The organism is Methylobacterium sp. Leaf89 (assembly GCF_001422215.1).
Classification (GTDB): domain Bacteria; phylum Pseudomonadota; class Alphaproteobacteria; order Rhizobiales; family Beijerinckiaceae; genus Methylobacterium.
Genome location: NZ_LMML01000029.1, coordinates 977985 through 1004237, shown reverse-complemented (window position 1 = coordinate 1004237; position 26253 = coordinate 977985). Strand labels below are relative to the sequence as shown.

General features: G+C 69.0%; 21 protein-coding genes. 8 read left to right on the top strand and 13 right to left on the bottom strand.

Annotation, left to right across the window (positions count from 1 at the left end; all coding sequences use genetic code 11):
• Positions 1-3: 3 nt before the first annotated feature.
• Genes ASF18_RS20030 through ASF18_RS20020 form a run of 3 tightly spaced genes read right to left on the bottom strand, consistent with a single transcriptional unit; the run spans position 4 to position 3522 of the window.
• The gene (locus tag ASF18_RS20030; protein ID WP_056212765.1) at positions 4-1053 is read right to left on the bottom strand and encodes a response regulator; all 1050 of its coding nucleotides are present in this window, start codon (positions 1051-1053) and stop codon (positions 4-6) included.
• Between the two features lie 13 nt (positions 1054-1066).
• On the bottom strand, positions 1067-1480 hold the full coding sequence (locus ASF18_RS20025) for a response regulator (RefSeq protein WP_056212883.1): 414 nt from the start codon (positions 1478-1480) through the stop codon (positions 1067-1069).
• 35 nt (positions 1481-1515) lie between these two features.
• Positions 1516-3522 carry an MHYT domain-containing protein gene (locus ASF18_RS20020; protein WP_348271408.1) on the bottom strand — a complete coding sequence of 669 codons (2007 nt, stop codon included), beginning with the start codon at positions 3520-3522 and terminating at the stop codon, positions 1516-1518.
• Positions 3523-3576: 54 nt separating this feature from the next.
• Here ASF18_RS20020 and ASF18_RS20015 point away from each other — a divergent pair, with 54 nt between their 5' ends.
• Together ASF18_RS20015 and ASF18_RS20010 are read left to right on the top strand one after the other, a co-directional pair.
• The gene (locus tag ASF18_RS20015; RefSeq protein ID WP_056354365.1) at positions 3577-5199 is read left to right on the top strand and encodes an ABC-F family ATP-binding cassette domain-containing protein; all 1623 of its coding nucleotides are present in this window, start codon (positions 3577-3579) and stop codon (positions 5197-5199) included.
• Between the two features lie 275 nt (positions 5200-5474).
• Positions 5475-5807, top strand: coding sequence for a hypothetical protein (locus tag ASF18_RS20010; protein WP_056354362.1), 333 nt, complete (start codon positions 5475-5477; stop codon positions 5805-5807).
• 249 nt (positions 5808-6056) lie between these two features.
• Here ASF18_RS20010 and ASF18_RS20005 read toward each other — a convergent pair whose 3' ends face one another.
• The 3 genes from ASF18_RS20005 to guaA form a co-directional block, all read right to left on the bottom strand.
• A complete protein-coding gene (locus ASF18_RS20005) occupies positions 6057-9233 on the bottom strand; it encodes a CusA/CzcA family heavy metal efflux RND transporter (RefSeq protein WP_056354357.1) in 3177 nt (1058 codons plus the stop codon).
• A gap of 32 nt (positions 9234-9265) precedes the next feature.
• Positions 9266-10420 (bottom strand): efflux RND transporter periplasmic adaptor subunit, encoded by a 1155-nt coding sequence (locus tag ASF18_RS20000; RefSeq protein ID WP_244472763.1) that lies wholly within the window; start codon positions 10418-10420, stop codon positions 9266-9268.
• Between the two features lie 533 nt (positions 10421-10953).
• A complete protein-coding gene (gene guaA / locus ASF18_RS19995) occupies positions 10954-12510 on the bottom strand; it encodes a glutamine-hydrolyzing GMP synthase (protein ID WP_056272257.1) in 1557 nt (518 codons plus the stop codon).
• A gap of 165 nt (positions 12511-12675) precedes the next feature.
• Between guaA and ASF18_RS19990 the strand changes: the two genes are divergently transcribed.
• Positions 12676-12903: a hypothetical protein gene (locus ASF18_RS19990; protein ID WP_056212771.1), complete on the top strand. Its 228-nt coding sequence runs from the start codon at positions 12676-12678 to the stop codon at positions 12901-12903.
• Positions 12904-12965: 62 nt separating this feature from the next.
• Here ASF18_RS19990 and ASF18_RS19985 read toward each other — a convergent pair whose 3' ends face one another.
• Positions 12966-14267 carry an RsmB/NOP family class I SAM-dependent RNA methyltransferase gene (locus ASF18_RS19985; protein ID WP_056354626.1) on the bottom strand — a complete coding sequence of 434 codons (1302 nt, stop codon included), beginning with the start codon at positions 14265-14267 and terminating at the stop codon, positions 12966-12968.
• Between the two features lie 164 nt (positions 14268-14431).
• Here ASF18_RS19985 and ASF18_RS24355 point away from each other — a divergent pair, with 164 nt between their 5' ends.
• Positions 14432-14605, top strand: a complete 174-nt coding sequence (locus tag ASF18_RS24355; RefSeq protein WP_200917654.1) for a hypothetical protein — start codon at positions 14432-14434, stop codon at positions 14603-14605.
• On the opposite strand, the gene panE is transcribed toward ASF18_RS24355, so the two are convergent.
• From panE to ASF18_RS19965, 4 genes are all read right to left on the bottom strand, one after another.
• Complete coding sequence (panE, locus tag ASF18_RS19980; RefSeq protein ID WP_056354621.1) at positions 14599-15555, bottom strand: 2-dehydropantoate 2-reductase; 957 nt, start codon at positions 15553-15555, stop codon at positions 14599-14601. The two genes, ASF18_RS24355 and panE, sit on opposite strands and share 7 nt — an antisense overlap.
• A gap of 77 nt (positions 15556-15632) precedes the next feature.
• Positions 15633-16064 carry an MAPEG family protein gene (locus ASF18_RS19975; protein WP_056212774.1) on the bottom strand — a complete coding sequence of 144 codons (432 nt, stop codon included), beginning with the start codon at positions 16062-16064 and terminating at the stop codon, positions 15633-15635.
• 61 nt (positions 16065-16125) lie between these two features.
• Positions 16126-17619: an IMP dehydrogenase gene (gene guaB / locus ASF18_RS19970; protein WP_056272260.1), complete on the bottom strand. Its 1494-nt coding sequence runs from the start codon at positions 17617-17619 to the stop codon at positions 16126-16128.
• 164 nt (positions 17620-17783) lie between these two features.
• Positions 17784-18686 (bottom strand): DUF3313 domain-containing protein, encoded by a 903-nt coding sequence (locus ASF18_RS19965; RefSeq protein WP_056354353.1) that lies wholly within the window; start codon positions 18684-18686, stop codon positions 17784-17786.
• A gap of 72 nt (positions 18687-18758) precedes the next feature.
• On the opposite strand from ASF18_RS19965, the gene ASF18_RS19960 reads away from it, so the two are divergent.
• Complete coding sequence (locus ASF18_RS19960) at positions 18759-20408, top strand: MDR family MFS transporter (protein WP_348271403.1); 1650 nt, start codon at positions 18759-18761, stop codon at positions 20406-20408.
• 36 nt (positions 20409-20444) lie between these two features.
• Here ASF18_RS19960 and ASF18_RS19955 read toward each other — a convergent pair whose 3' ends face one another.
• Complete coding sequence (locus ASF18_RS19955) at positions 20445-20978, bottom strand: DoxX family protein (protein ID WP_056354350.1); 534 nt, start codon at positions 20976-20978, stop codon at positions 20445-20447.
• Positions 20979-21057: 79 nt separating this feature from the next.
• A complete protein-coding gene (locus ASF18_RS19950; RefSeq protein ID WP_082487816.1) occupies positions 21058-22227 on the bottom strand; it encodes a multidrug effflux MFS transporter in 1170 nt (389 codons plus the stop codon).
• Positions 22228-22579: 352 nt separating this feature from the next.
• On the opposite strand from ASF18_RS19950, the gene ASF18_RS19945 reads away from it, so the two are divergent.
• From ASF18_RS19945 to ASF18_RS19935, 3 genes are all read left to right on the top strand, one after another.
• Positions 22580-24010, top strand: a complete 1431-nt coding sequence (locus ASF18_RS19945; protein WP_082487814.1) for a serine hydrolase — start codon at positions 22580-22582, stop codon at positions 24008-24010.
• Positions 24011-24195: 185 nt separating this feature from the next.
• Positions 24196-25716: an aldehyde dehydrogenase gene (gene adh / locus ASF18_RS19940; protein WP_056212788.1), complete on the top strand. Its 1521-nt coding sequence runs from the start codon at positions 24196-24198 to the stop codon at positions 25714-25716.
• A gap of 113 nt (positions 25717-25829) precedes the next feature.
• Positions 25830-26252, top strand: coding sequence for a DUF779 domain-containing protein (locus ASF18_RS19935; RefSeq protein WP_056272271.1), 423 nt, complete (start codon positions 25830-25832; stop codon positions 26250-26252).
• Position 26253: the final 1 nt, after the last annotated feature.

The following is a 26253-nucleotide window of genomic DNA, read 5'->3' as shown; positions in this document are numbered from 1 at the left end:
GCCTCAGTGCTGGAAGGAGAGCGTCGCCCGGGTGCCGATCGGACCGCCGCCATAGACCAGGGCCGAGCGCAGGTTCGTCGCCATCGCCCGGATGATCCGGGAGCCGAGGCCGGTGCCCCGCGGCTGGCCCTCGCCGGTCCAGCCGATGCCGTCATCCTCCACGGTCAGGGTCAGGCCATCGCTGCCCTGCCGAGCGATGGAGACCCGAATTTCCCCTGACGCCTCAGGAGGATAGGCGTATTTGTAGGCGTTGGTCACGAGCTCGGTGACCACGACGCCGACCGAGACGGCCTTGTCGGTGGCGAGCCGCACCGGCGCCGCGTCGAGGCGGATGGCGTGGTCGCGCCCAGCCGCCTTCATGGCTGCCTGGAGCTCCTCCACGAGGCTCGCCAGGTAGGCGTCGAGGTCCACCGCCTCCACGTCGTCGGAGGTGTAGAGCCGGCGGTGGATGCCCGCGATCGCCGAGATCCGGGCCTGCATCTCCTGGAGCGCGGCCTTCGCCGCCGGGTCCGTCACCGCGTTGGTCTGCATGTGGGTCAGGGCCGCCACCAGCGCCAGCGAGTTGGCGACGCGGTGGTTCACCTCCCGCAGCATGATCTCGGCCCGGTCGCGCGCCTCCCGCACCGCCTGCTCGGCCCGCTCCTTGTCCCGCCGCAGAGCCTCCTGCCGCAGAGCGGTATCGATGGCCTCGCCGAGGAGCTCGCGGAACTGGCCCTGCAGGTCCTTCCAGACGTAGTCGACGGCCCCCGCCTTCAGGGCCGCCACCGCGACGCGGCTGTCCTCCGAGCCGGTGACGTAGACCACCGGCGGCGCCTCCGGCAGGGCGCGGATGGCCGGCAGGATGTCGAGGCCGGTCTGGCCGGGCATGTGATGATCGAGGGCGACGACGTCGATGTCGCCCTGTCCGAGACGCGCCAGTCCGGCATCGCCGTCGAGGGCGAGCTCCACGGCGTAGCCCCGCGCCGCGAGGGCGCGCTGCACGAGCCGCCCCAGGCCGGGGTCGTCGTCGATGTAGAGGACGCGACCGCGGCCTGGAGGCGCGGGCTCGGTCATGTGCGGTCCGATGTCATGGGTTTTCCGGCACCTGCATCACGGAGAAGAACAGCCCGAGCTGCCGGATGGCGTTGGCGAAGCCCTCGTAGTTGACGGGCTTGGTGATGTAGACGTTCGCGCCGAGGTCGTAGCAGCGCTGGATCTCGCGCTGGTCGTCCGTCGTGGTGAGGACGACGACGGGCGAGCGCTTAGTGTGGGTGTTCGCCTTCACCTTCTCGAGGATGTCGATGCCGGTCATGTCCGGCAGGTTGAGGTCGAGAAGGATCAGCAGGTGGCGCTTGGCGCTCGCCTCGCCGGTGCCGTCGGCGCCGAGGAGATATTCGAGCGCCGACGTCCCGTCCCGGAAGGGCAGGATGGTGTTGTTCACACCGGCGCGGCGGATGTTGCGCTCGATCAGGCGCGCATGGCCCTCATCGTCCTCGATCATGACGATTTCGACGGCGTTCACGCTTCGCTCCGCACCTATTCGGCGGCGAGCCGCATGGGCGGCCCGTCCTGTCCCTGACCTGTAGCGGTCTCGCGCGGCAGCGTCACGCTGAAGGTTGTGCCCACCCCCAGTTCCGACGCGACCTCGATCCGGCCGCCGAGGGACCGGACCAACGCCTTGACGTGGGCGAGCCCGATGCCCTCCCCCGGCCGATCCTGCGCTCCGGAGCGTCGGAACAGTTCGAACACCCGTGCATGGTCCCGCTCGGCGATGCCCCGGCCATTGTCTGCGACGCTGTAGCGGACGCGGCCGCCCCCCAGCACTTGTGCCTTGATCTCAATCCGCCCCGGCCGTGCCGGATCGAGATACTTGACCGCGTTGTCGATGAGATTGCCGAAGATCTGCTCGATCGCCAGCCGGTCGGCGACGAGACGCGGTAGGTCCGGCGCGATGACGACGCGGGCGCCCACCTGCTCGGTCTGGTGGTGCTGTGCGTCGGCGAGGCGGCGCAGCAGGCTCGTCATGTCGAGGCGTTCCGGCGTGAAGCTGCGCCGCCCTTCCCGCGACAGCTTCAGGATGGCGGCGATCAGGCGCTCCATGCGCGTCACCGCGGCCTTGATGAAGCCGAGAGCCTCGCCGAGATCCGCGTCGATCCGCTCTGCCTGCGGATGCCCCTGCAGGGCGGCGCGCACGTCCTCGCGGGTCGTTTCCAGCTCGCTCGTGAACCCCATGACATTCACGAGGGGCGCGCGCAGGTCGTGGCTCACGATGTAGGCGTAGCGCTGGATCTCCTCGTTGGACTCGCGCAGTTCGGCTTCGGCTTGGCGCTGCTCGGTGATGTCGGTGTGGACGCCCACCCATTCCCGGATCGACCCGTCATCGTGAAAGACCGGCACGGCGCGGATGGCGTAGTGGCGCCAGGCGCCATCGGCGGAGCGCACCCGGTGCTCGTGAACGAAGGTCCGCCGCGCCCGCACGGTCTCGTTCCACGCCTCGATGCTGGTCTGCTGATCGTCGGGGTGGACGGCCTTGGCCCAGCCGTAGCCTTCGTACTCGGCCCGGCTCTGCCCCGTGATGGCGCTCCAGCCCGGCTGCTCGCCGAGCATCCGGCCCTCCGCATCGTTGGTCCAGAGCACGCCACGCACGGCCTGTACCGCGGCGCGGAAGCGCCCCTCGCTGGCCTGGAGGTCGCCCTGGACCCGCTGCTGGTCGAAGGAGGAGGCGAGCATCGCCAGGAATAGGATCAGGAAGGTCGCACCGGCCACCGCCAGCGCCAGGTTCTGCTGTACGGCGCCGAGACCGGTCGGATGCGCACCGGCGCCTTCGGGCGAGAAGGTCGCCGCGGCCATGCCGGTGTAGTGCATGCCCGCCACCGCGAGGCCCATCACGGTGGCGGCGATGAGCGTCTGCCATACGCTATTCTGGCGCAGGGTGAGCCAGAGGGCCGCCGTCGCTGCCGTGACCGCGATGACGACCGACAGCGCCACCAGCTGCCAGGCATAGGTGAGATGGCCCGGCATCTGCATCGCTGCCATGCCGGAGTAGTGCATCGCGGCCACCCCCAGGCCCATGACAGGGCCGGCGACGAACAGGTCGCGTCGCGTCGCGCCCGGCCGGCTGATCCACGCGAAGGCGGCACCGGTGCAGGCGATGGCCAGCGCGAGGGACAGGGCCGTGGTGCCGAGGTCGTAGGCGACCGGCATTCCCATCTCGAAGGCCAGCATGCCGACGAAGTGCATCGACCAGATCCCGCCGCCCATCGCGCAGGCGGCGGCAGCGATCCAGGCCCAGCGGCGCCTGCCCGCCGAGCCCCGGCCGCGGCCACCGAGATCCAGCGCGGTGTAGGAGGCGAAGATCGCGATCGTGACGGACAGGGCGACGAGCGCCGGATTGTAGCCGGTGTGGACCATCGGGGGCGCGGAGAGACCGTTCTGACCGTGAAAGCGCCAGCCTAGCGGGTCTTCGCCTCGAGGACCATCGGCGCCGAACGCGGAGGACGCGCCGGCCCGGTGCCGGGCTGCACTACCCCTCGGGGCGCACATGCCGTAAGGCCGCAGCACCCGCCCGAACCTCCGTGAGCCCGTGATCCGCATCCCATGATCCGCCTCGAAAAAATCGGCAAGCAGAACGGTCGCCAGATCGTCTTCATCGAGGCCTCCGCCGCCCTCCAGCGGGGCGAGAAGGTCGGTCTGGTCGGCCCCAACGGTGCCGGCAAGACCACTCTGTTCCGGATGATTACCGGCGAGGAGCAGCCCGACGAGGGCCAGGTCGCCGCGGATCGCGGCATCACTATCGGGTATTTCAGCCAGGACGTCGGCGAGATGTCCGGCCGTACCGTCGTCTCCGAGGTGATGAACGGCGCCGGCCCTGTCAGCGAGATCGGCGCCGAGCTGAAGGAGGTCGAGCAGGCCCTGGCCGACCCCGACCGGGCCGACGAGATGGAGGCGCTGATCGAGCGCTACGGCGAGGTCCAGGCCCGCTTCGAGGAGCTCGACGGCTATGCCCTGGAGGGGCGTGCCTACGAGGTGCTGGCGGGCTTGAGCTTCTCTCAGGAGATGATGGACGGCGACGTCGGCAAGCTCTCGGGCGGCTGGAAGATGCGCGTGGCGCTCGCCCGCATTCTCCTGATGAACCCCGACGTCATGCTCCTCGACGAGCCGAGCAACCATCTGGATCTGGAGAGCCTGATCTGGCTCGAAGCCTTTCTCAAGGGCTATGAGGGCGCCCTGTTGATGACTTCGCACGACCGCGAGTTCATGAATCGCATCGTCACGAAGATCGTCGAGATCGACGGCGGACAGCTCACCACCTACTCGGGCGACTACGCGTTCTACGAGCAGCAGCGGGCGCTCAACGAGACGCAGCAACAGGCCCAATTCGAGCGCCAGCAGGCGATGCTCGCCAAGGAGATCAAGTTCATCGAGCGTTTCAAGGCGCGGGCCTCCCACGCTGCCCAGGTGCAGAGCCGGGTGAAGAAACTCGACAAGATCGAGCGGGTGGAGCCGCCCAAGCGCCGCCAGAGCGTCGCCTTCGAATTTCTGCCCGCCCCCCGCTCCGGCGACGACGTCGTGATGCTCAAGAACGTGCACAAGCGCTACGGCAGCCGCACCATCTACGAGGGCCTCGACTTCTCGATCCGGCGGCGCGAGCGCTGGTGCGTGATGGGCATCAACGGGGCCGGCAAGTCGACGCTCCTCAAGCTCGTGACCGGATCCGCCAAGCCCGACGACGGCAACGTCGCGGTTGGTGGCAGCGTCAAGCTCGGCTACTTCGCGCAACACGCCATGGACGTGCTGGACGGCGACCGCACGGTGTTCGGGTTCCTGGAGGATTCCTTCCCGCAAGCGGGCCAGGGCTCTCTCCGGGCGCTGGCCGGCTGCTTCGGCTTCTCGGGAGACGACGTGGAGAAGCGCTGCCGCGTGCTCTCAGGTGGCGAGAAGGCCCGCCTCGTGATGGCGCGAATGCTCTACGACCCGCCGAACTTCCTCGTCCTCGACGAGCCTACCAACCACCTCGACATGGGCACCAAGGAGATGCTGATCGCCGCCCTTGCGAACTACGAGGGGACGATGCTGTTCGTGAGCCACGACCGCCACTTCCTCGCCGCCCTGTCGAACCGCGTCCTCGAACTCACGCCGGACGGAATCCATCAGTATGGCGGCGGCTACACCGAGTACGTCGCACGCACGGGTCAGGAGGCGCCGGGACTGCGGAGCTGATGGTCGACGCGATGGGGCGGCCGGCGTTCTGGCTGATCCGATGCTGGCTCGCAGCGGACAGGTCGACCTCGCTCTCATCACGAGCCTGCAGGCAGCGCGTGGAGGAGGAATTGTCGTACGGACAGCCCCTTGAGGCTGCGATCGGACCCTGGGCGACCGTTGGAAGCTAAGCGCTCGCCATCCCTGAACTTGAAATGAACAAAAAGTCAGATTAACTGAATATGAACGAACAGCCTTCCACACTCGGCTGCCATTCACCAACCAGGAGTACGGATATGTCCAGCGGACTGTTCCAGAACCTGCCGGGCGCTCATGAAATGGGAGGGCTTCAGGCCCTACCGAGTGAGCCGTGGCTTCTCCCGATCTCGGACCGAATGGACGCCGCGACGACGGATGCCGATCGACTGGAAGCGACTGTGCGGCTGTCCGTTCGTCCCTTCCAGCGGGCTGCGAACGCCCTTATGGCGGCGCTCCTGCTTCTCCTGTCGGTGCAGATCTGTGCGGATTGGATGAACGCTCGAACCCCGCATCCGACCACAAACCAGATCGCGGACGCGACGCCGCCGGACATGCCGGTGACGAAGGCCACGCTGACCATCAACAACTGAGCGCTTTTCGTGCCAGTCGCATGACCGACCCGCTCCCGAGCGGGTCGTGAGGCCGCCCGCTTATTCGTCGCGGCGGCGGGATCGACCCCTCCTTCGGAACGACCTCAACATCGTGAGATCGTTGTTCGCCGGTCGCGTCATCCCTTGATGTGCGAGACGATCGGCACCTTTCAACTGCCCCCTCTAAGGTTCCCTGATCGCGTTCTGAGCCCAGTCAACGGCTGGGTGTCGACGCGCGGTTAGGCCGGGTCAAGCGGTGACCGAAGCCGACTGCAAAGCCGCGGTCGATCGCGGGTCACCATCCTCCTCCTCGGCCAGTCCGGGCTTTCGCCGCGAAAGCGTGAGGATGAGCACCGGCAGGATCAGCAGGATGAGGAGCGGCGCCAGGCTCATGCCGCCGACGACGACCAGCGCCAGGGGCTTCTGAACCTGCGATCCGACACCATTCGAGAAGGCGGCCGGCAGGAGGCCGACGCCGGCGACCACGCAGGTCATCACCACCGGCCGGAGCTGCGTGTGACAGGTCCGCAGCATCGCCCGCACCCGCTCCTCTCCCTCGATGATCAGACCGTTGAAGTGCGACAGCACGATGATGCCGTCCATCACGGCGATGCCGAGAAGCGCGATGAATCCGATCGCCGCCGAGACGCTGAACGGTGTGTCGGTGATCACCAGGGCGAGCACGCCGCCGGCCGCTGCCATCGGGATGACGCTGAGCGCCAGCAGCATGTCGATCGCGGAGCCGAAGTTCATGAACAGCAGGATCGCGATGAGGCCGATGGCGATCGGGACCGTCACCGACAGGCGCGCCAGGGCACCCTGCATGTTGTTGAATTCGCCCACGAGTTCGAGGCGGTAGCCCCGCGGCAGGGCCACCTCGGCGTTCACGCGCTCACGTGCCTCCAGGATCGCGCTGCCGAGGTCGCGGTCGCGGACGCTGAACTTCACCGGAAGGTAGCGCTCCTGGCCCTCCCGGTAGATGTAGGCCGGCCCTGAGACGAGGGCGACCTGGGCGACCTCGCTCAGGGGCACCTGCATCAGCGTGCCGTTCGGCCCCTGCCCGGAGATGCGCAGGTTGCGGATGGAGGCCACGCTCTGGCGGAACTGCTCGGCGAGGCGGATGACGATCGGATAGTGACGATCCGAGCCGCTGTCGTAGAGGTCGCCGGCGCTGTCGCCGCCGATGGCGGTGCGGACCGTGGCATTGATGTCGCCGGGGGTGAGGCCGTAGCGTGCGGCACGGACCCGGTCGACGTCGATCTGCACCGTGGGCTGACCGAGCGACGTGAACACGCCGAGATCGGTGACGCCGGGCACCTTGCGGAGCACGGCCTCGACGCGGTTGGCAACCGCCGTCAAGGTTTCAAGGTCGGATCCGAACACCTTGAACGAGTTCTCGCCCTTGATGCCGGAAACCGCCTCGGCGACGTTGTCCTGCAGGTACTGCGAGACGTTGAACTCCACGCCGGGGAAATCGGTGCGCAGCCGGTCTAGGAGATCGCCGACCATCCGGTCCTTGGTCATGCCCGGCCGCCACTTCTCGGCCGGCTTGAGCGGCGCGAAGAACTCGCCGTTGAAGAAGCCGGCGGCATCGGTGCCGTCATCCGGGCGGCCGTGCTGCGAGACGACGCTCTCGACCTCCGGCACCGCTGCGATGATGCGGCGGATCCGGTTGACGTAGAGGTTTCCCTCCTCCAGCGAGATCGTCGCCGGCATGGTGGCACGCAGCCAGAGATTGCCCTCCTCGAGCTTGGGCAGGAATTCCAGGCCGAGCTGGCGCCCCGCCACGCCGACTCCGGCGGTGAGCAGCAGCGCGAGGCCGAGGGTTAGGATGCGATTGCCCAGGGCGGCGCGGATGGCGGGCCGGTAGAGCCGGTCCAGGGTCCGCACGAGGATCGTCTCGACCTCTTCGACATGGGCTGGAAGGAGGTAGGCGGAGAGGACTGGCGTCACCGTGAAGGTGGCGATGAGCCCGCCGAGCAGCGCGTAGGCGTAGGTCTGCGCCATCGGCCCGAAGATGTGGCCTTCCACCCCCGTCAGGGTGAAGAGCGGCAGGAAGCCCGTGACGATGATGATTGCCGCGAAGACGATCGAGCGACTGACGTCCCCGGAGGCTTGTCGGATCCGCAGGAGCTTGCCTGCGAGGCCCGGCCGGACCACCTCCCCTGTCGGTGTCCCGTGACCGGAGAGCCGCCGGAAGATCGCCTCCACCATGATCACCGTGCCATCGACGATCAGTCCGAAATCCAGGGCGCCGACGGAGAGCAGGTTCGCCGACTCGCCGCGCATCACCAGAATGATGACGGCGAAGAACAGCGCGAAGGGGATGGTCGCCACCACGATGAGGGCGCTGCGCAGATTGCCGAGAAAGAGCCACTGCACGATGAGGATCAGCACGATGCCGACCAGCATGTTGTGCAGCACGGTGTGCGTGGTGACCGCGATGAGGTCGGCCCGGTCGTAGATCCGCTCGATCCGGACGCCCGGCGGCAGCAGGCCCATGGCCTCAATGCGCCCCACCTCCGCCTGCACGGCAGCGATGGTCGGCGTGCTCTCCTCGCCCCGCCGCATCAGCACGATGCCCTGGACGATGTCATCGTCGTCGTTCATGCCGGCAATGCCGAGGCGTGGCTGGTGCCCGATCGTGACGGTGGCGACGTCGTTGACCAGCACCGGTGCGCCGCCCGACTGCGTCAGGACTGTCTCGCCGATGTCGTCGGTGGAGCGAATCAGGCCGACGCCGCGCACCACCGCCGACTGGGTGCCGAGATTGATCCGGTTGCCGCCGACGTTCAGGTTGCTGTCGTTAAGGGTCTTTACGACGCCCGACAGGGTCAACCCGTAGGCGGTGAGCCGGTCGAGGTCGACGGCGATGTCGAAGGTCTTGGTCTTGCCGCCCCAGCCGATGACGTCGATGACGCCCGGCACGGCGCGGAAGCGCCGACGCAGCACCCAGTCCTGCAGGGATTTCAGGTCGAGGACGCTGTAGCCGGCCGGCGCCGTCAGTTTGTAGCGAAAGATCTCACCGATGGGGCTCACCGGCGAGATGGTCGGCTTGGCGCCGTTGGGAAGGGCGTCGAGCTGGGCCAGCCGGTTCAGCACCTGCTGCTCGGCCTCGCGGTAGCTGAACTCGAAGCCGAACTGCAGCTTCACGTCCGACAGCCCGTAGAGGGAGACCGAGCGGACCTGCTTCAGGTTCGGCAAGCCGGAGGTGATCACCTCGATCGGCACGGTGACGTAGCGCTCGATCTCCTCGCCCGACAGACCGTTCGCTTGCGTGATCACGTCGATCATCGGCGGGGTCGGGTCCGGATAGGCCTCGATGTTCAGGGTTCGGAAGGCGACCAGCCCGCAGGCCAGCAGCAGAACGAACGCGAGAACCACCAGGGCACGCTGGCGCAGCGCGAGATGGACGAGGCCGGTCATGCGTTGGGTTCCTGCTGACGGGAGCCGACGGATCAGCCCCGGGTCACCATCCGGTCGATGAAGAGGGAGCCGCGCGAGATCACGCGCTCGCCGGTCGCCAGACCTTCGAGGATCTCGATCTTGCTTCCGTCGATGATGCCGGGTTTGACCCGGCGGCTCTCGACCGTGTTGTCGGCCTTCAACACCCAGACGCTCGCCTTGCTGCCCTCCAGCACGACCGCTGCACGGGGGACCGATTGCGACAGGGTTTCGCGCTCGTTGATGATGCGCACGGTGGCGTACATCTCGGGCTTCAGCAGATTCTGTGTGTTGTCGATATCGGCCCGAACCGTGATGCGACGGGTCGTCGGGTCGACGGACGATCCGATGAAGTTGATCCGCCCCTCGAAGACCTTGTCGGGATAGGCGAGTACGCGGAACTTGAGCCGATCGCCGAGATCGACCTTCGCCGCGTCCGGCTCACGCAGCTGCGCGATGAGCCAGACCTTGGACAGGTCGCCGATGATGTACGAGGGGTCGCTGCCCCCGGTGCCGACATACTGACCCGGTCCGATCTTGCGCTGGATGATCGTTCCCTTGAGGGGCGCGTTGATCGCCGTTTCGGGGTTGATCGAGCCCTTCTGTAGATTGGCGACCTCGTCGTCGCGCAGGCCCAGGATGCGCAGCCGGTTGCGCACGGCCTCCAGACCGACCTCGGCCGTCCGGGCATCGTTGGTGGCCGTGTTCAGATCGTTCTGCGCGGATTGGAGCTCGCGCAGCGTGGTGACCCGTGAATCATAGAGATCGTGCAGGCGCTTCTCGGCGGCCTGGGCGTAGCCGAGTTGCGACCGTGCCTTGGCCAGGACGTTCAAGGCCGCAAGATAATCGTTCTGGGCCTGGACCATCTCGTTGGCCTGGATCGAGAAGAGGCGCTCACCCTTCTGCACCTGCTCGCCGGTGCGCGCGAAGATGGCGATGACCCGACCCGGATAGGGGGAGAACACCGGGGTGGCCTGATACTCGTCGACGCCGATCTTACCCTCGGTGGTGATCTCCTCGTAGAAGAGGCGCTGCTCCACCGTCTCAGTGTCGATGGCGGCCAGCTGGTCCGGGCTGAGGACGAAATCGCCGTTGCTCGGTGGTGTGACCGTGACGGCTGCCGGCGTCGGCGTCGTTGCAGCACCCGCGAGCGTACTGGGCAGCCACAAGAAGCCAGCAACGCAAAGACTTGAGGCGACTAAGAGAATGGAAACCTGAGTGCGATGCTTCAACCCGACGAGTGGAGCGAACGAACCCTGAGGCTCAATCATCGAATCAATCTCGCATGTCTTCGCATTTGTGCACTCATCCGGTCCAGCCGGATGGTGCGTCGGTCTGTAGAAGGCCGTCACCTGAGATACAAGCGTGGCCCATTCACGATTTGGTCGCGTCGTCCATCGCGTGATCGGTGTGACTTCCCAACCCAGAGAAACGGGTCGCTCCGACAGATCGCGCGGCTTTCCAATATTGGGCTGGCGCCCGTCGTTCGGCCCGTGTGGGAGCTGAAAGTTCGGACGAGAAAACCCCGCGGACCCTAAGGCCTGCGGGGTTAAAGTTGCGTCACATGAATCCCTGGGAGGGACCTTTGGTATACTACATGCCAATTAGGGCGCAGCAAGGGGTATCGTGCGCCATGACGATTTATCCTGCCAGCGACACTGCGGGGCGCAGAGAAATCTTTTTCATCGGTCCCCCCTGCCCTTCATTCCCACTCGATCGTTCCGGGCGGCTTCGAGGTGATATCGTAGGTCACGCGGTTGATCCCCTTGACCTCGTTGATGATCCGCGTTGCCACCCGACCGAGGAACGTCATGTCGAACGGATAGAAATCGGCGGTCATGCCGTCGACCGAGGTCACGGCGCGCAGGGCGCAGACGTGGTCGTAGGTGCGTCCATCGCCCATCACCCCGACAGTTTTCACGGGAAGGATCACCGCGAAGGCCTGCCAGATCGTGTCGTAGAGGCCCGCGTTGCGGATCTCCTCCAGGTAGATCGCATCGGCCTTGCGCAGAGCTTCGAGCTTCTCGGGGGTGATCGTGCCGGGGCAGCGGATGGCAAGGCCCGGACCCGGGAAGGGGTGGCGTCCGACGAAGGCCTCCGGCAGCCCGAGCTCCTTGCCGAGCACACGGACCTCGTCCTTGAACAGCTCGCGCAGGGGCTCGACGAGCTGCATGTTCATGCGCTCGGGCAGGCCGCCGACATTGTGGTGGGACTTGATCGTGACCGAGGGACCACCGGTGAACGAGACGCTCTCGATCACGTCCGGGTAGAGGGTGCCCTGGGCCAGGAAGGCGGCGCCGCCGATCTTCCTCGACTCGGCCTCGAACACGTCGATGAACAGGCGCCCGATGGTCTTGCGCTTCTGCTCCGGGTCGCTGACGCCGGTCAGCTCGCCGAGGAACAGGTCCTGCGCCTCCACATGGACGAGGGGGATGTTGTAGTGGTCGCGGAACAGGCGCACGACCTCCTCGGCCTCGCCCATGCGCAGGAGGCCGTGGTCGACGAAGACGCAGGTGAGCTGTTCGCCGATCGCCTCGTGGATCAGCACCGCCGCCACCGCTGAGTCGACGCCGCCGGACAGGCCGCAGATCACCCGCTCCTTGCCGACCTGCGCTCGGATCTTCTCGATCGCCTCCTCGCGGTAGGCGCCCATGGTCCAGTCGCCGGAACAGCCGGCGATGTCGCGCACGAAGTTGCGGATCAGGAGGGCGCCATGCGGCGTGTGCGCCACCTCCGGATGGAACTGCACCGCGTAGTACTTGCGCGCTTCGTCCGCGACCGCCGCGAAGGGGGCGTTCTTCGACATGGCGACGGTCGTGAAACCGTCCGGCAGCTTCGTGACGCGGTCGCCGTGGCTCATCCAGACGGGGTAGTGCTCGCCCACGTGCCAGACGCCCTTGAACAGGGGGCAATCCGACAGGATCTCGATCTCGGCCCGACCGAACTCCGCGTGGTGCCCGCCCTCGACCTCGCCGCCGAGCTGGGCCGCCATGGTCTGCTGACCGTAGCAGATGCCGAAGACCGGCACGCCGGAATCGAACACGATCTGCGGGGTCCGGGGCGAGGCGTCGGTCGTCACCGATTCGGGACCGCCCGAGAGGATCACGCCCTTGGGCTTGGTTTCGGCGAAGGCTTCGGCCGCCTTGGTGAAGGGGACGATCTCACAGTAGACGCCCTCCTCGCGAACGCGGCGCGCGATGAGCTGCGTCACCTGGCTGCCGAAATCGACGATGAGGATCTTATCGTGCTCTGTAGTCATGGAACCGGAGTTAGACGAGGCCTCGGTCCGGTGCAACGGATCACCCCGCAGAGCCGCCCCGCGGCCGGCATCGGGCTGGGGATGCGGCGCTGAAGACCGTTAACCCGGTGTTCACCGCCGGGCGTCGACACCGTGCGCCCCCAGCAACGAACAGGAGCCTCAGCCATGAGAGCCACCATCTTCGGGATCGCCACCCTCGCCCTCGCCGGCTTCGGAGCCACCTCGGCCTCCGCCTTGCCCGTTCCGGCCGGCATCGCACCCACCAGCGGGATCCAGCAGGTCCGCGTCGTCGAGCGCACGGTGATCCGCGGCCCCCGTTGCAAGACCGTCGTCACCAAGCGCCGTGGGCCGATGGGCCGGATGGTCGTGGTGCGGAAGCGCCGCTGCTTCTAAAACTGCGCCGCTCCTCCTGAGCAGATGTCTGGAATGGCCCCCATGTGGGGCCATTCCTCGTTTCAGGCCAGCCGCTCCAGGGTGGCGACGTAGAAGCCATCGGTGCCGGTCCGGGCGGGACTCATCTGGAGGCCGTACCGGGTCAGGCGGATGGCCGAGCCGAGTTCGGGGGCGTGCGCGGAAAGGATCTTGGAGGCTGAGACCACCGCGAAGTCGTCAGGCCGACGCGCGAGGAGGCCAGCGACGGCCGCGTCGTTCTCCTCGGGGAGCAGCGAGCAGGTGATGTAGGTGATGCGACCGCCGGGGCGCACCAGCCTTGCGGCCCGGTCGAGTACCGTGGCCTGGTCGGCGACGCGTGTGCTCAGGGCATTCGGGCGCATCCGCCACTTGGCATCGGGATTACGCCGCCACGTGCCGGAGCCGGTGCAGGGGGCATCGACGAGGACGCGGTCCGCGCGGCCGTCGAGGTCTGCGAGGACGTCGGTGCGGGCCTTGCCGGCACGGGGCGTGCGGATCTCCGCGACGGCGCCGGCGCGCCGTAGGCGCTCGTGCATCGGGGCGAGCCGGCGCGGATCGTCGTCACTGGCGATCAAACGGCCGGAGTTCTCCATCATCGCGGCGAGGCTCAGGGTCTTTCCCCCGCCGCCGGCGCAGAGATCGATGACGGTTTCGCCGGGCCGTGCGCCGCTGAGAAGGCTTGCGAGCTGCGAGCCCTCGTCCTGAATCTCGTACCAGCCGTCGATGAATTCCGGCTCGACATGCAGGGCGGGGCCGCGTCCGTCGTCGCCGATGGGGATGCGCAGGCCATTGGGCGCGTGCGGGGTCGGTTCCGATGCGAGGTGGGCGAGGCCCGCCTGGGCCTCCAAGCGGCTGCGCTTGAGGGTGTTGACACGGATGTCGAGGGGCGCGCGTCGGCCGAGGGCCCGTAGTTCGTCGAGGATAGCGGATCCGAAGGTCGCCTCGAGGGAGGGGAGCACCCATTCGGGAACATCGCCGGCGACATGGAGCGGGGCGTCGACCAGGGTGCCGTCCGTCAAGCGCGTCCGTTCGTCTGCGGTCAGCGGCTCCGGGGCGAAGCGTTCGCCGCTGAACATCTCCGCGATGGTCGGGGCAGCGAGACCGTATTGGAGCCGCAGCATGCCGATGACGAGGCTGCGCGGGCTCTCGTCGGCCATGATCCAGGCGGCGGAGGCGCGCCGGCGCAGGGTGTCGTAGACGAGGCTGGCGATGGCGGCCCGGTCGCCCGATCCGGCGAAGCGATGGGCGAGGCCCCAATCCTTCAGGGCATCGGCGGCGGGGCGGCGGCGCGCGGCGATATCGGCGAGGACCTCGATGGCGGCGGAGAGGCGGGCGGGGGGCGTCAGGGCAAGATCCTCGGGTTCTGGGCAGTCGCTTTCGGCGGGCGCCGCGATACGGCCACGCTTCGGGCGGCGGCCGGACACAATACAGTCGAGCTTCCGGCGCGTTTACGGCTCAGCTTGCGCCACGGTGCCGCGCAGAGCGGACGCCTGGAGCTTTAGAGAACCCCATGTCTCCCGTCATCCATCTCAGCCTCGCCGGCCTCGTCATGCTGGCGGTCGCCGCCTGTTCCACGACGCCGGACGCCCCCGACCTGTCGGCGCCGCCCCCGCGCCGGCTCGATGCCAAGACCCAGCTCGAATACGGCGCGCCTCCGCCCCCGCCGCCCGGCCCGCGCTACTGAGGGTTCGCGGCCGCCGACTCGCGGGCGCGGCGGTTCTCGTAGGCCTTCAGGTGTGTGTAGACGCGGTCGAGCACCGGATGCCCGGCCGCATCGGGGGCCCGCGCGATCAGGTCGCCGATGATGTGGTCGGCCTCGATCCGGGCGCCGCCCTCGATGTCGCGCAGCATCGAGGCGGTGAAGGCCGAGCCCTCGGCGGTGAGCGTCCTGCGCGTGTTGTCCATCACGGTCGACCGCGGTGCGTAGCCGGCGGCTTCGGCGATGGCGCGGCACTCCTCCATCAGCACCGTGATGAAGGCGAGCCCGCCCGGAGCGGCCATGATGTCGCCGATGGTGGCGCGCATCAGGCAGGTGGCCCCGGCCAGGGTCGCCAGGAAGCTCCATTTCTCCCACATTTCCAGCAGCATATGCTCGCTGAGGCGGGGCTGGAAGTTCACGCCCTGCATCAGGGCCTCGATGGCCTCGACGCGGGCGGAGCGGCCGCCGGCGCGCTCCCCGTAGGTCAAGGTATGGAGCGGGTTCATCTGGCGGATCTCGCCCGCGGGGCCGAGAGTCGCCACGATGGCGCAGGCGCCGCCGAGCACGCGGTCCGCACCGTATACCACGTCGAACGCGTCGAGGTGGCGCATCCCGTTGAGCAGGGGCAGGATCGCGGTGTCGGGTCCGACGGCCGGCGCGACGTCGGCGATGGCGCTGTCGAGATCGTAGGCCTTGCACGAGAACAGCACGAGGTCGAAGGCGCCGCCCTTGCCGGCGGCGAGGTCGGCGGCGGTGACGGTCTGCGGCGCCGGAATATGCAGGTTGCCGGCGGGACTCTCGACCCTCAGCCCGGCCGCGGCGAGCTTCGCCGCGCGGGCGGGACGGACCAGGAAGGTGACGTCGCGGCCGGCCTCGGCGAGGCGTGCGCCAAAGTATCCGCCGGTGGCCCCGGCGCCGACAACGAGCACGCGCATGGTCTGATCCCTTTCGTCGTTCGCGGATCGCGGCCCGATGCGGCCACCCATCCGTCAGGCCGCGTCATCGTCCCGGGTCAGACGCCGATCGGCGCCAGGAAGATCCGGAACGCGAAGAGGATCCACATCACCAGCAGCACCAGCGTGCCGACGGCATAGGCGCGGAAGCGGTGCGGGATGTGGTTCGTGGTGAGATAGACGCCGGCATGGACAACGCGCGTGGCCACGAAGACCCAGGCCAGGATCACGAACAGGAGGTCGGCCTTGCGGGTGGCCAGGGCGAACCCGACGAGGACGTAGAACAGCACCGGGATCTCGAACTGGTTCGAGAAGGTGTTGGCGGCCTGCTGGGCCGGGGCCGGCCAGTCGCGCTGGCCCAGTGTCAACGCGCGGTCCTTCACGGCGCCGCCGCGCACCGCCGAGAGGCGCATCCGCCCGGTCCAGAACAGCAGCGCGAAGGTAAGGAGGACCTGGGCGAAGACGGGCGCCAGGATGGCTTGGACGGTCACGGCGATTCCTATCGGGCGGCGACCCGTGCCGGACGTCCGGCACGGGCGCGCGCGGCGCGGGTCAGGCGCGGCCGGGGTAGTTCGGGCTCTCGCGGGTGATGGTCACGTCGTGGACGTGGCTCTCGCGCAGGCCCGCATTGGTGATGCGGATGAACTGCGCCTTCTCCTGGAACTCGGGGATCGTCGGGGCGCCGACATAGCCCATGGCGGCCCGCAGGCCGCCGGCGAGCTGGTGGAGCACCGCCGCCACCGGGCCCTTGTAGGGCACCTGCCCCTCGATGCCCTCGGGCACGAGCTTGTGGGTGTCGCTGACCTCGGCCTGGAAGTAGCGGTCGGCGGAGCCGCGGGCCATGGCGCCCACCGAGCCCATGCCCCGGTAGCTCTTGTAGGAGCGGCCCTGGTGCAGGAACACCTCTCCGGGGGCCTCGTCGGTGCCGGCGAGGAGCGAGCCGAGCATGGCCACGGAGGCGCCGGCCGCGATCGCCTTGGCGAGGTCGCCCGAGTACTTGATGCCGCCGTCGGCGATGACCGGCACGTCGGCGCTCTGCGCCGCCTCGACGGCCTCCATCAGGGCGGTGAGCTGCGGCACGCCGACGCCGGCGACGATGCGGGTGGTACAGATGGAGCCCGGGCCGATGCCGACCTTGATCGCGTCCGCGCCGGCATCGATCAGCGCCTGGGCGCCGTCGCGGGTCGCGACGTTGCCGGCGACGATCTGCACGGTGTTGGAGAGCTGCTTCACGCGGCGCACGGCGTCGAGCACCTTGATCGAGTGGCCGTGGGCCGTGTCGACCACGATGACGTCGCAGCCGGCATCGATGAGGCGCTCGGCCCGCTCGAAGCCGCTGTCGCCCGTGGTGGTGGCGGCCGCGACCCGCAGGCGGCCCTGCTCGTCCTTGACCGCCCCCGGATAGGCGACCTGCTTCTCGATGTCCTTGACCGTGATGAGGCCGATGCAGCGATAGTGGTCGTCGACGACGAGCAGCTTCTCGATGCGGAACTGGTGCAGCAGGCGCTTGGCCTCGTCCTGGCTCACGCCCTCGCGCACGGTGATGAGCCGATCGCGGGTCATCAGGTCGGCGACGGTCTCGGACGAGTTGGTGGCGAACCGGACGTCGCGGTTGGTGAGGATGCCGACGAGCTTGCCGCGGGAGCCGTTGGGGCCGCGCTCCACCACCGGGATGCCGGAGATGCGGTTCTGCTTCATCAGCGAGAACGCATCCGCCAGGGTCTCGTCCGGGTGGATGGTGATGGGGTTTAGCACCATGCCCGACTCGTACTTCTTGACGAGGCGGACCTGCTCGGCCTGCTCGGCCGGCTCGAGGTTGCGGTGGATGACGCCCATGCCGCCGTTCTGCGCCATGGCGATGGCCATCGGGGCCTCGGTGACGGTGTCCATGGCCGAAGCCAGGATCGGCAGGTTCAGGTGGATCGAGCGGGTGAGCCGGCTCGCGATCTTGACGTCGCTGGGCATCACCGAGGAGGCCGCGGGGCGCAGCAGGACGTCGTCGAAGGTCAGGCCCTCGATGATGGAATCAGCGGTGATGCGGGCCATGAACCAACTCCGGAACGGGTGCTGCGTCGGGCGCTCGCGGGCGTTCCGACGTCACTGGGTTGGCACGGGCCAGTATCATGCACGGGGAACCGGCGCAAAGCCGCCGGTGCGCGCGTCCGACAGGAAAATGCGCCCGGGACGCCGTTCTCCGGTGGGGGTTGCGCCTAGCGCACGCCTCGGGGCGCGCCCGGCAGGCCCTCGGCCGGCCCCCTGTCGGTCCATTCCGGCGGCGCGCCGACGTAATCGCCGAGGATGCCGTCGAGGCCGGGGGCACGGCCGAACGCCTCGCAATCGGGGTCGAGGGGCGCTTCGCCGAGGGTCGTGATGCGGACGCGGTCGTAGGTCGGCAGCGTGAGCGGCGCCTTGAACGGGTCCTGGCCGGTGGCGAGGTAGAAGCCGAAATCCTGGCCGAACTCGCCGGCGAGGTCGTAGGCGTCGCTGGCCGGGGAGAACCGGGCCTGGTTGGTGAAGGCGTTGCTGGCCCCGCCCCAGACCATGGCGGCCCGCTGCACGTTGCGGCTGTCGAGAGCCTCGGCCTCGACGGTCAGGCTGCCGAGACCGATCGGGATGCGGGGGATCGGGACGCGGCCGACGGCCGTCGCGAAGCCGGCGCCGAGCTGGGACGCGATGGTGATGCCCGCCGAGGTCGCCACCGTGGCGCCGGCCGCCGGCACGTTGGTGAGATCGATCCGGGTCACGGCCGAGCGCACCGTGAGGTCCGCCTTCCGGCCCGAGACCACGTCGTAGCGCAGGGAGAGTTCGTAGCAGAGCGCCCGGTCGGCCGCGTTGGCCACGAGCTTGCGCTCGGCCGGCGTCAGGCCCGGGGCCACGACCTCGGAGAAGGCGGTGGGGACGATCCGCACGGTCCGGGTGGCCGCGAGGGCCGCCGGATCGACGAAGATCCGCGAAGAGCTGGCCGTCTCGTCGCTGCCGGCGAGGCGGTCGTACCGGGTCAGGGCGCCGGATTCCGTGAGCACCACGGTCCCGCAGCCGGCGACGGCAGCCGACAGGGCGAGGCAGGAGACGAAGCCCGCCAGCCTGCGTCGATGTTCGAACCTCGGAAGCATCGGTGACTTTCTTGGGGACACGGTGGGGAGCGCCCGGCACGGCTCCGAAGCGGAGTCGAGCGGCACCCGATCATGCCGTCGAGCTTAGCGGCTCCAGCAACATTGTGGAAAGGTGAGCGAGGCCGTCGCCGGTTCGATGCTGGGCCGATGTGGCCGCAGGGCCACGCCGTCGAAAGGCCCGGGCCCTGCACGTGCGGCATGTCCCTTTCATCCGGAGACATTCGTCATTGCATACGCGCTTGCCGCGGCATCGCTTTTTGTCGGTATGAGGCATCCGAAACGCCCGACCGGACCTATGTCTCGCCGATGCGCACGTCCCAGATCGTCCCCCTCGTCGTCGCCACCGCGCTGTTCATGGAGAACACCGATTCCACCGTGATCGCCACCGCGCTCCCGGCCATCGCCCAGAGCCTGAACGAGGACCCGATCGCCCTCAAGCTCGCCCTCACCGCCTACCTCGTCAGCCTGGCGATCTTCATTCCGATCAGCGGCTGGATGGCGGACCGGTTCGGGGCCCGCACGGTGTTCCGGGTCGCCCTCGGGGTGTTCATGGCCGGTTCGCTGGCCTGCGCGGCCTCGAACTCCCTGGCAGGCTTCGTCGCCGCACGGTTCTTCCAGGGGCTCGGCGGCGCCATGATGGTGCCGGTGGGGCGCCTCGTGATCCTGCGCAGCGTGCCCAAGAGCGAACTCGTCAGCGCGCTGGCCTACCTGACCATCCCCGCCCTGATCGGGCCGATCTTCGGTCCGCCGCTGGGCGGCTTCATCACGACCTATTTCGACTGGCGCTGGATCTTCTTCATCAACATTCCGATCGGGATCGCCGGCATCGTGCTGTCGACGCTCTACTTCGAGAACATCCGCGAATCCGAGCGCCCACCCCTCGACGTCCTCGGCTTCCTGCTCTCCGGGCTGGGGCTCGCCACGCTGATGCTCGGCCTCGCCTCCACCGGCCGCCCCCTCCTCCCGGAGGGCGTCTCCTGGGGCTGCCTCGCCGCCGGAGCGATCCTCCTGGGGCTGTATTTCCGGCATTCGCGCGGCCTGGCCAACCCGGTGATCCGCCTCGACCTGCTGCGCTACCCGACCTTCCGCGCGGCCGTGACTGGCGGCAGCCTGTTCCGGATCGGCACCGGGGCGATCCCCTTCCTGCTGCCGCTGATGCTCCAGATCGGCTTCGGCCTCGATCCCTTGCGCTCGGGCCTCATCACCTTCGCGGCGGCGGCGGGCGCGCTCCTGATCAAGCTCGTCGGCCCCCGCATCCTGCGCGCCTACGGCTTCCGGCGGGTGATGCTCGTCAACGCGCTGGTCGCCTCGGCCTTCCTCGCGGTGAACGGCCTGTTCACCGCCGAGACCCCGCACGCGATCATCATCTGCGTCCTGCTGATCGGCGGCTGCGTGCGCTCCCTGCAATTCACCTGCGTCAACGCCATCGCGTATGCCGAGTTGGAGACCCGGGAGATGAGCGCGGCCACGAGCCTCGCGAGCGTGGCCCAGCAGCTCTCGCTCAGCCTCGGAGTGTCCTTCGGGGCGCTGGCCCTGGAGGGCGCCGCGGCGTTCCACGGCCGCACCGAGATCGTGGCGCAGGATTTCGCCCCGGCCTTCCTGGCGGTGGCGCTGATCTCGGTGATGTCCTTCTTCTCCTTCCGGCGGCTCAACCCGGAGGCCGGCGCCGAGGTCTCGGGGCACCGGCTCGCCGCCGCCGCCCCGCGCAACGCGATGCCGTAGGACGCGATGCCGTCGAACGCGGGGGCGTCCGGGACCTCAGGCGGCGGCCCGGGCCGGATTCCGCCCGGGGGCGCGCTTCGGCTTCGATCCGCCCCGCGCGGCGGCCGAGGAAGTGGCCGGTGCCTTGGCCGATGCCTTGCCCGCGCCCGCCGACGCGCGTGCGCCCTGGCGCCAGCCCTGCCAGCTCCAACGGCCGGGGCCGGTCATCGCGTAGATGAGGAAGCCGCCGGCGAGGCCGAAATCGGCCAGCATCAGGGTGCGCTCGGCCACCGCGCTCGGCCCGGAGAACTGCCAGAACGGGTGCAGGAGCACGGCCATCACGCCGACGAAGACGGCGAGCGCCAGGCCGCTGAGGCGCGGCAGCACGCCGAGGATCAGCGCGACGGGGCCGAACACCTGGAGGATCACGGCCGCGGTGGCGACGGCGTTCGGGGACGGCAGGCCTGTGGCCGCGAGGGTGACGGCGAAGCCGGAGACGTTCAGGGCCCGGGCGACCCCCGTGGGCAGCAGCGCGGCGGCGAGCAGCAGCCGGGCGAGGAAGAGCAGTCCGTCTTGGGCACGGCCGGTCACGTCTGGGGCTCCGTCAGGGATCCTGGGAGACCGAGCTTTGTCGCGACCGCCTGAAGACGGCGTTAAGGCTGCGGTGTCCTCAACCGGAGACGCCGCCGCGGAAGAGGCGGCCCCGCTCCGTCCAGGCCACCACCGCGAGGGCCAGGCCCCCGAGGAGGGCGTAGCCGATGCCGATGGGCAGCACCGAGCCGTCGAAGGCGTGCCCGATCAGGAAGCCGCAGAAGGCGCCCAGGATCGTGGTGTAGAAGCCGAGGAAGGACGAGGCCGTACCGGCGATCTCGCCCAGGGGCTGCAACGCCAGGGCGTTGAAGTTCGGCATGGCGAAGCTGATCAGGAACTGGTTGGCGGCCAGGATCGCGAGAAACAGCCCCAGGGGCGGGTGACCGTGATAGGCGAGCCCCGCCACCACCTGCCCCACCGCCACGACGACGAACAGGCTCAGACCCGCATGGGACAGCGGGCGCATGCCGAGGCGCCGGACGAGGCGGGCATTCACCAGGGTGGCGGCCCCCATGGCGCCGGCGACGAGGCCGAAGGCCAGGGGGAACAGGCCCCCGAGATGGTAGAGCCCCGTGTCGAAGACCTGCTGGGCCGAGCCGACATAGCCCATGATGCAGCCGGTGAGCAGGCCGAGCGCCGTGGCGTACCCCACCGCCACGCGGTTGCGGAAGGTGATGGCCACCGCCTGGGCCACCGCCGCGAGGGAGAAGGGGCGCCGGTATTCCGGATGCAGCGTCTCGGGCATCCGCCAGGCGAACCAGATCACCAGGATGCCGGCGAGCGCCAGCATCGAGACGAAGACGTAGACCCACGAGCCGAACAGCAGCATCGCGCCGCCGATGGCCGGCGCGATCATCGGCACGATCAGGAACACCATCATGATGAGCGACATCACGCTCGCCATCTCGCGCCCCGCGAAGCGGTCCCGCACGATCGCCGTCGAGAGGACGCGCCCGCTGGCGGCGCCGATGCCCTGGATGATGCGCGCCGCCAGGAGCCAGCCGAAGGACGGGGCCACCATGGCGAGGCCGGTGCCGACGACGTAGATCGCCAGGCCCGCAAGCAGCACCGAGCGCCGCCCGTAGGTGTCCGAGAGCGGCCCGTACACGATCTGCGCCGTGCCGAAGCCGATCATGTAGACGTAGATGAGGAGCTGCAGGCTGTTCGGATCGACCACGCCGAAGCGGGCCTGGATCGCCGGAAACGCAGGCAGCAGGTTGTCGATCGAGATCGCCGTGACGGCCATCATCAGCGCGACGATGCCGACGAACTCGCCGAAGCCCGGGCCTGTCCACGGCCGGGCGGCCGGTTCGGAGACGGTGACGGGGATGGGGGCGGCCGGGGCGTGCGCGGCGGGGGCCTGCGCGATTTTGGCCGGGGTGGTGCTCACCTGGGACGGTCCTCGGGGGCTGGGGCGGCGCGGCGGATCATCAGTCGAGCCAGAACGTTTCGTCCGGCTCTTGGTGCCTTCGGCGCGGCGGGGCCATCGGGGGCGCTGCATGGCAGCCGCGCGGGGTCCTCGGCGCGCTCGCGCCACAATTTCGGAGAACCGTGACCGGATGCCGGGATCGCGGCGGGTCGGGGAGCGGAACGGCGGCAGCATGCAGGAGACGCGTCGCCGCATCGTTCAGTTCGGGCTCCTCGGGGCCCTCCTGCCGGGCCGTCCGGCCCGGGCCGGCGCCGATTCGATCGCCTCGCCCGAGATCACCCCGCCCGACTTCGCCGCCCGGGCCGACGCCCTGGTGCGGCCCTACGCCCGGGCCGGGATCTTCTCCGGCGCCGTCATCGTGGCCCGCGACGGCGCGGTGCTGTTCCGGCGGGCCTACGGCGTTGCCCAGCGCGAATGGTCGGTGCCCAACACGCCCGAGACCCGCTTCCGGATCGCCTCCCTGACGAAGCAGTTCACCGCCGCCGCGATCCTGAAGCTGCAGGAGGCCGGGCGGCTCCGGCTCGACGACCCGGCCGCGCGGTACATGCCCGGCCTGCCGGCGACCTGGGCGCCGATCACCCTGCGGATGCTCCTCGACCACACCGCGGGCCTGCCCAACGTGACGGCCCTGCCCGATTACCCGACCCTCCTCGCCCGGACCGCCCGGACGCCCATGGACGTGGTGGGCCGCCTCTATCGCGAGGCGCTGCTGTTCCCGGCGGGCTCGGCGCAGGAATACAGCAACACCGGCTACATCCTCCTGGCGGCGATCGTGGAGGGGATCACCGGCGCGCCCTTCGCGGCCGCGCTGCACCGCCTAGTCCTCGCCCCCGCCGGCCTCGCCGAGACCGGGGACGCCGATCCGGCGGCGGTGATCCCGCAGCGGGCCGCCGGCTACCACCGGGCCGCCGGGCAGTGGCACAACGCGCCCCCCGAGGTTCCAGCGGCCGTCCTCGGGGCCGGCGGCCTCGTCTCGACGCTCGACGACCTCCTGGCCTGGGACGCCGCGCTGTTCTCCGGCCGGGTCCTGCGACCGGCCTCCCTGGCCGAGATGGTCCGCGACGGCGGCCACGGCTACGGGCTCGGCCTCTATGTCGGCCGCGCCTACGGCCAGCGGCTCCTGTCCCACGGGGGCTTCCTCGACGGGTTCTCGGCGATCAAGGACAGCTACCCGGATCTCGGCCTGACGGTCGTGGTCCTCGGCAACACCGAGACCACGCCGGCCCAGACCGTGTCCCGCCGCCTCGGCGCCCTTGCCCTCGGGCAGCCGGAGGTCAGCGAGATCGCGGTGCCGGCCACCGTGCTCGACCGCTATGTCGGGTTCTACCGGACGGGGCCGCGCGCCGTGGTCGCCCTCGTCCGGGAGGGCGACCGCCTCGTCGCTCGCGGGGCCGGTCCCGCGCGCCTTGCCCTGACACCGGAGAGCGACCGCGTCTTCGTGGCCGAGGACGGCACCCGCCTCGCCCTCGACATCGAGCCGGACGGCCGGGCGACGGGCCTCCTCCTCGACCTGCCCGGCGGCGCGCGTTCGGGTCCCCGGATCGACGCGCAGACGGCCCGGCGGATCGGCAGCCGCCGTCTGGCGCGCCTCGGGCCGCGCTGAGCGCCGCCCGGGTCGCCAACCCGCCCGAACGGGTCTAACATCGCCCCCGCGCCACGACGCCATCGGGCGCGCCGATCATCCGGGCCGTGCGCTCGCGCGACCGACCGTTGGCCAAAAGTCCATCTTGATTTGACGCTGCGTCTGGCTTTGGCTGCTGCCCATAAGAACAATCAGGAGGATACGCGATGAACAAGCCGGAATTTCTCGACCAGGGTACGAAGGCGCCGTTCTCGGCGCGCTACGACAACTTCATCGGCGGCCAGTGGGTCGCGCCCGTGGCCGGCCGCTACTTCGAGAACACGTCCCCGATCACCGGCCGGGTGATCTGCGAAGTCGCCCGCTCGGACGCCGCCGACGTCGACAAGGCGCTCGACGCCGCCCACGCCGCGAAGGAGGCCTGGGGCCGCACCGCGCCGGGCGAGCGCGCCCGCATCCTGAACAAGATCGCCGACCGGATGGAGGAGAACCTCGACCTGATCGCGCTGGCCGAGACCTGGGACAACGGCAAGCCGATCCGCGAGACGACCCACGCCGACATCCCGCTCGCCATCGACCATTTCCGCTACTTCGCCGGCTGCGTCCGCGCGCAGGAGGGCTCGATCTCCGAGATCGACCACGACACCGTGGCCTACCATTTCCACGAGCCGCTGGGCGTCGTCGGCCAGATCATCCCGTGGAACTTCCCCATCCTGATGGCGGTGTGGAAGCTCGCCCCGGCGCTGGCGGCCGGCAACTGCGTCGTGCTCAAGCCCGCCGAGCAGACCCCGGCCTCGATCCTCGTGGTGGCCGAGCTCATCGCCGACCTGCTGCCGGCGGGCGTGCTCAACATCGTCAACGGCTTCGGCCTCGAATGCGGCAAGCCGCTCGCCTCCTCGCCCCGCATCGCCAAGATCGCCTTCACGGGTGAGACGACGACGGGCCGGCTGATCATGCAGTACGCTTCGCAGAACCTGATCCCGGTGACGCTGGAGCTCGGCGGCAAGTCGCCGAACATCTTCTTCTCCGACGTCGCCAACGAGGATGACGACTTCTTCGACAAGGCGCTGGAGGGGTTCACGATGTTCGCCCTCAACCAGGGCGAGGTCTGCACCTGTCCGAGCCGCGCCCTGGTGCACGAGTCGATCTACGACCGCTTCATGGAGCGGGCGATCAAGCGCGTCGAGGCGATCACCCAGGGCTCGCCCCTCGATCCCGCCACGATGATCGGCGCCCAGGCCTCCTCGGAGCAGCTGGAGAAGATCCTCAGCTACGTCGACATCGGCAAGCAGGAAGGCGCCCAGTGCCTCACCGGCGGCGAGCGCAACGTGAAGGAGGGCGAGTTCGCGGAAGGCTATTACATGAAGCCGACCGTGTTCCGCGGCCACAACAAGATGCGCATCTTCCAGGAGGAGATCTTCGGCCCCGTCCTCTCGGTCACGACCTTTAAGGACGATGCCGATGCTCTCAGCATTGCCAACGACACCCTCTACGGCCTCGGTGCCGGCGTCTGGACTCGCGACGGGACCCGCGCCTACCGCTTCGGCCGCGCCATCCAGGCCGGCCGCGTCTGGACCAACTGCTACCACGCCTACCCGGCCCACGCGGCCTTCGGCGGTTACAAGCAGTCCGGCATCGGCCGTGAGAACCACAAGATGATGCTCGACCACTACCAGCAGACGAAGAACATGCTGGTGAGCTACTCGGCCAAGAAGCTCGGCTTCTTCTAGGACCCGTTCAGGCCACGCAGACTCGCGTGAGACTTGCCCCGGCCGGATGACGGCCGGGGCTTTTTAGTCTTCCGCCCTATTTCTCCCGAAAGGCCTTTCCCGGAGACCGCCCCATGAGCGAGACCGCCCTCGACCCGACCACCGCCGACCAGGCCGGCGCCGACGGGACGCCCCTGCGCGTCACCGCGACCCCCGCCGCCATCGACCTCATCGCGGAATTGCGGGCCGAGCACGGTCCGGTGATGTTCCATCAGTCCGGCGGCTGCTGCGACGGCTCGTCGCCGATGTGCTATCCGGTGGGCGACTTCCTCACCGGCGACAGCGACGTTCATCTCGGTACCGTGGCGGGCGCCGATTTCTGGATCAGCCGGCCGCAATTCGCGGTCTGGAAGCACACGCACCTCATCCTCGACGTGGTGCGCGGCCGCGGCGGCATGTTCTCCCTGGAGAACGGGCGCGACAAGCGCTTCCTCATCCGGTCCCGGGTCTTCACCGAGGCCGAGAACACGGCGCTGGAGGGCGCCTGCCGGCTCTGAG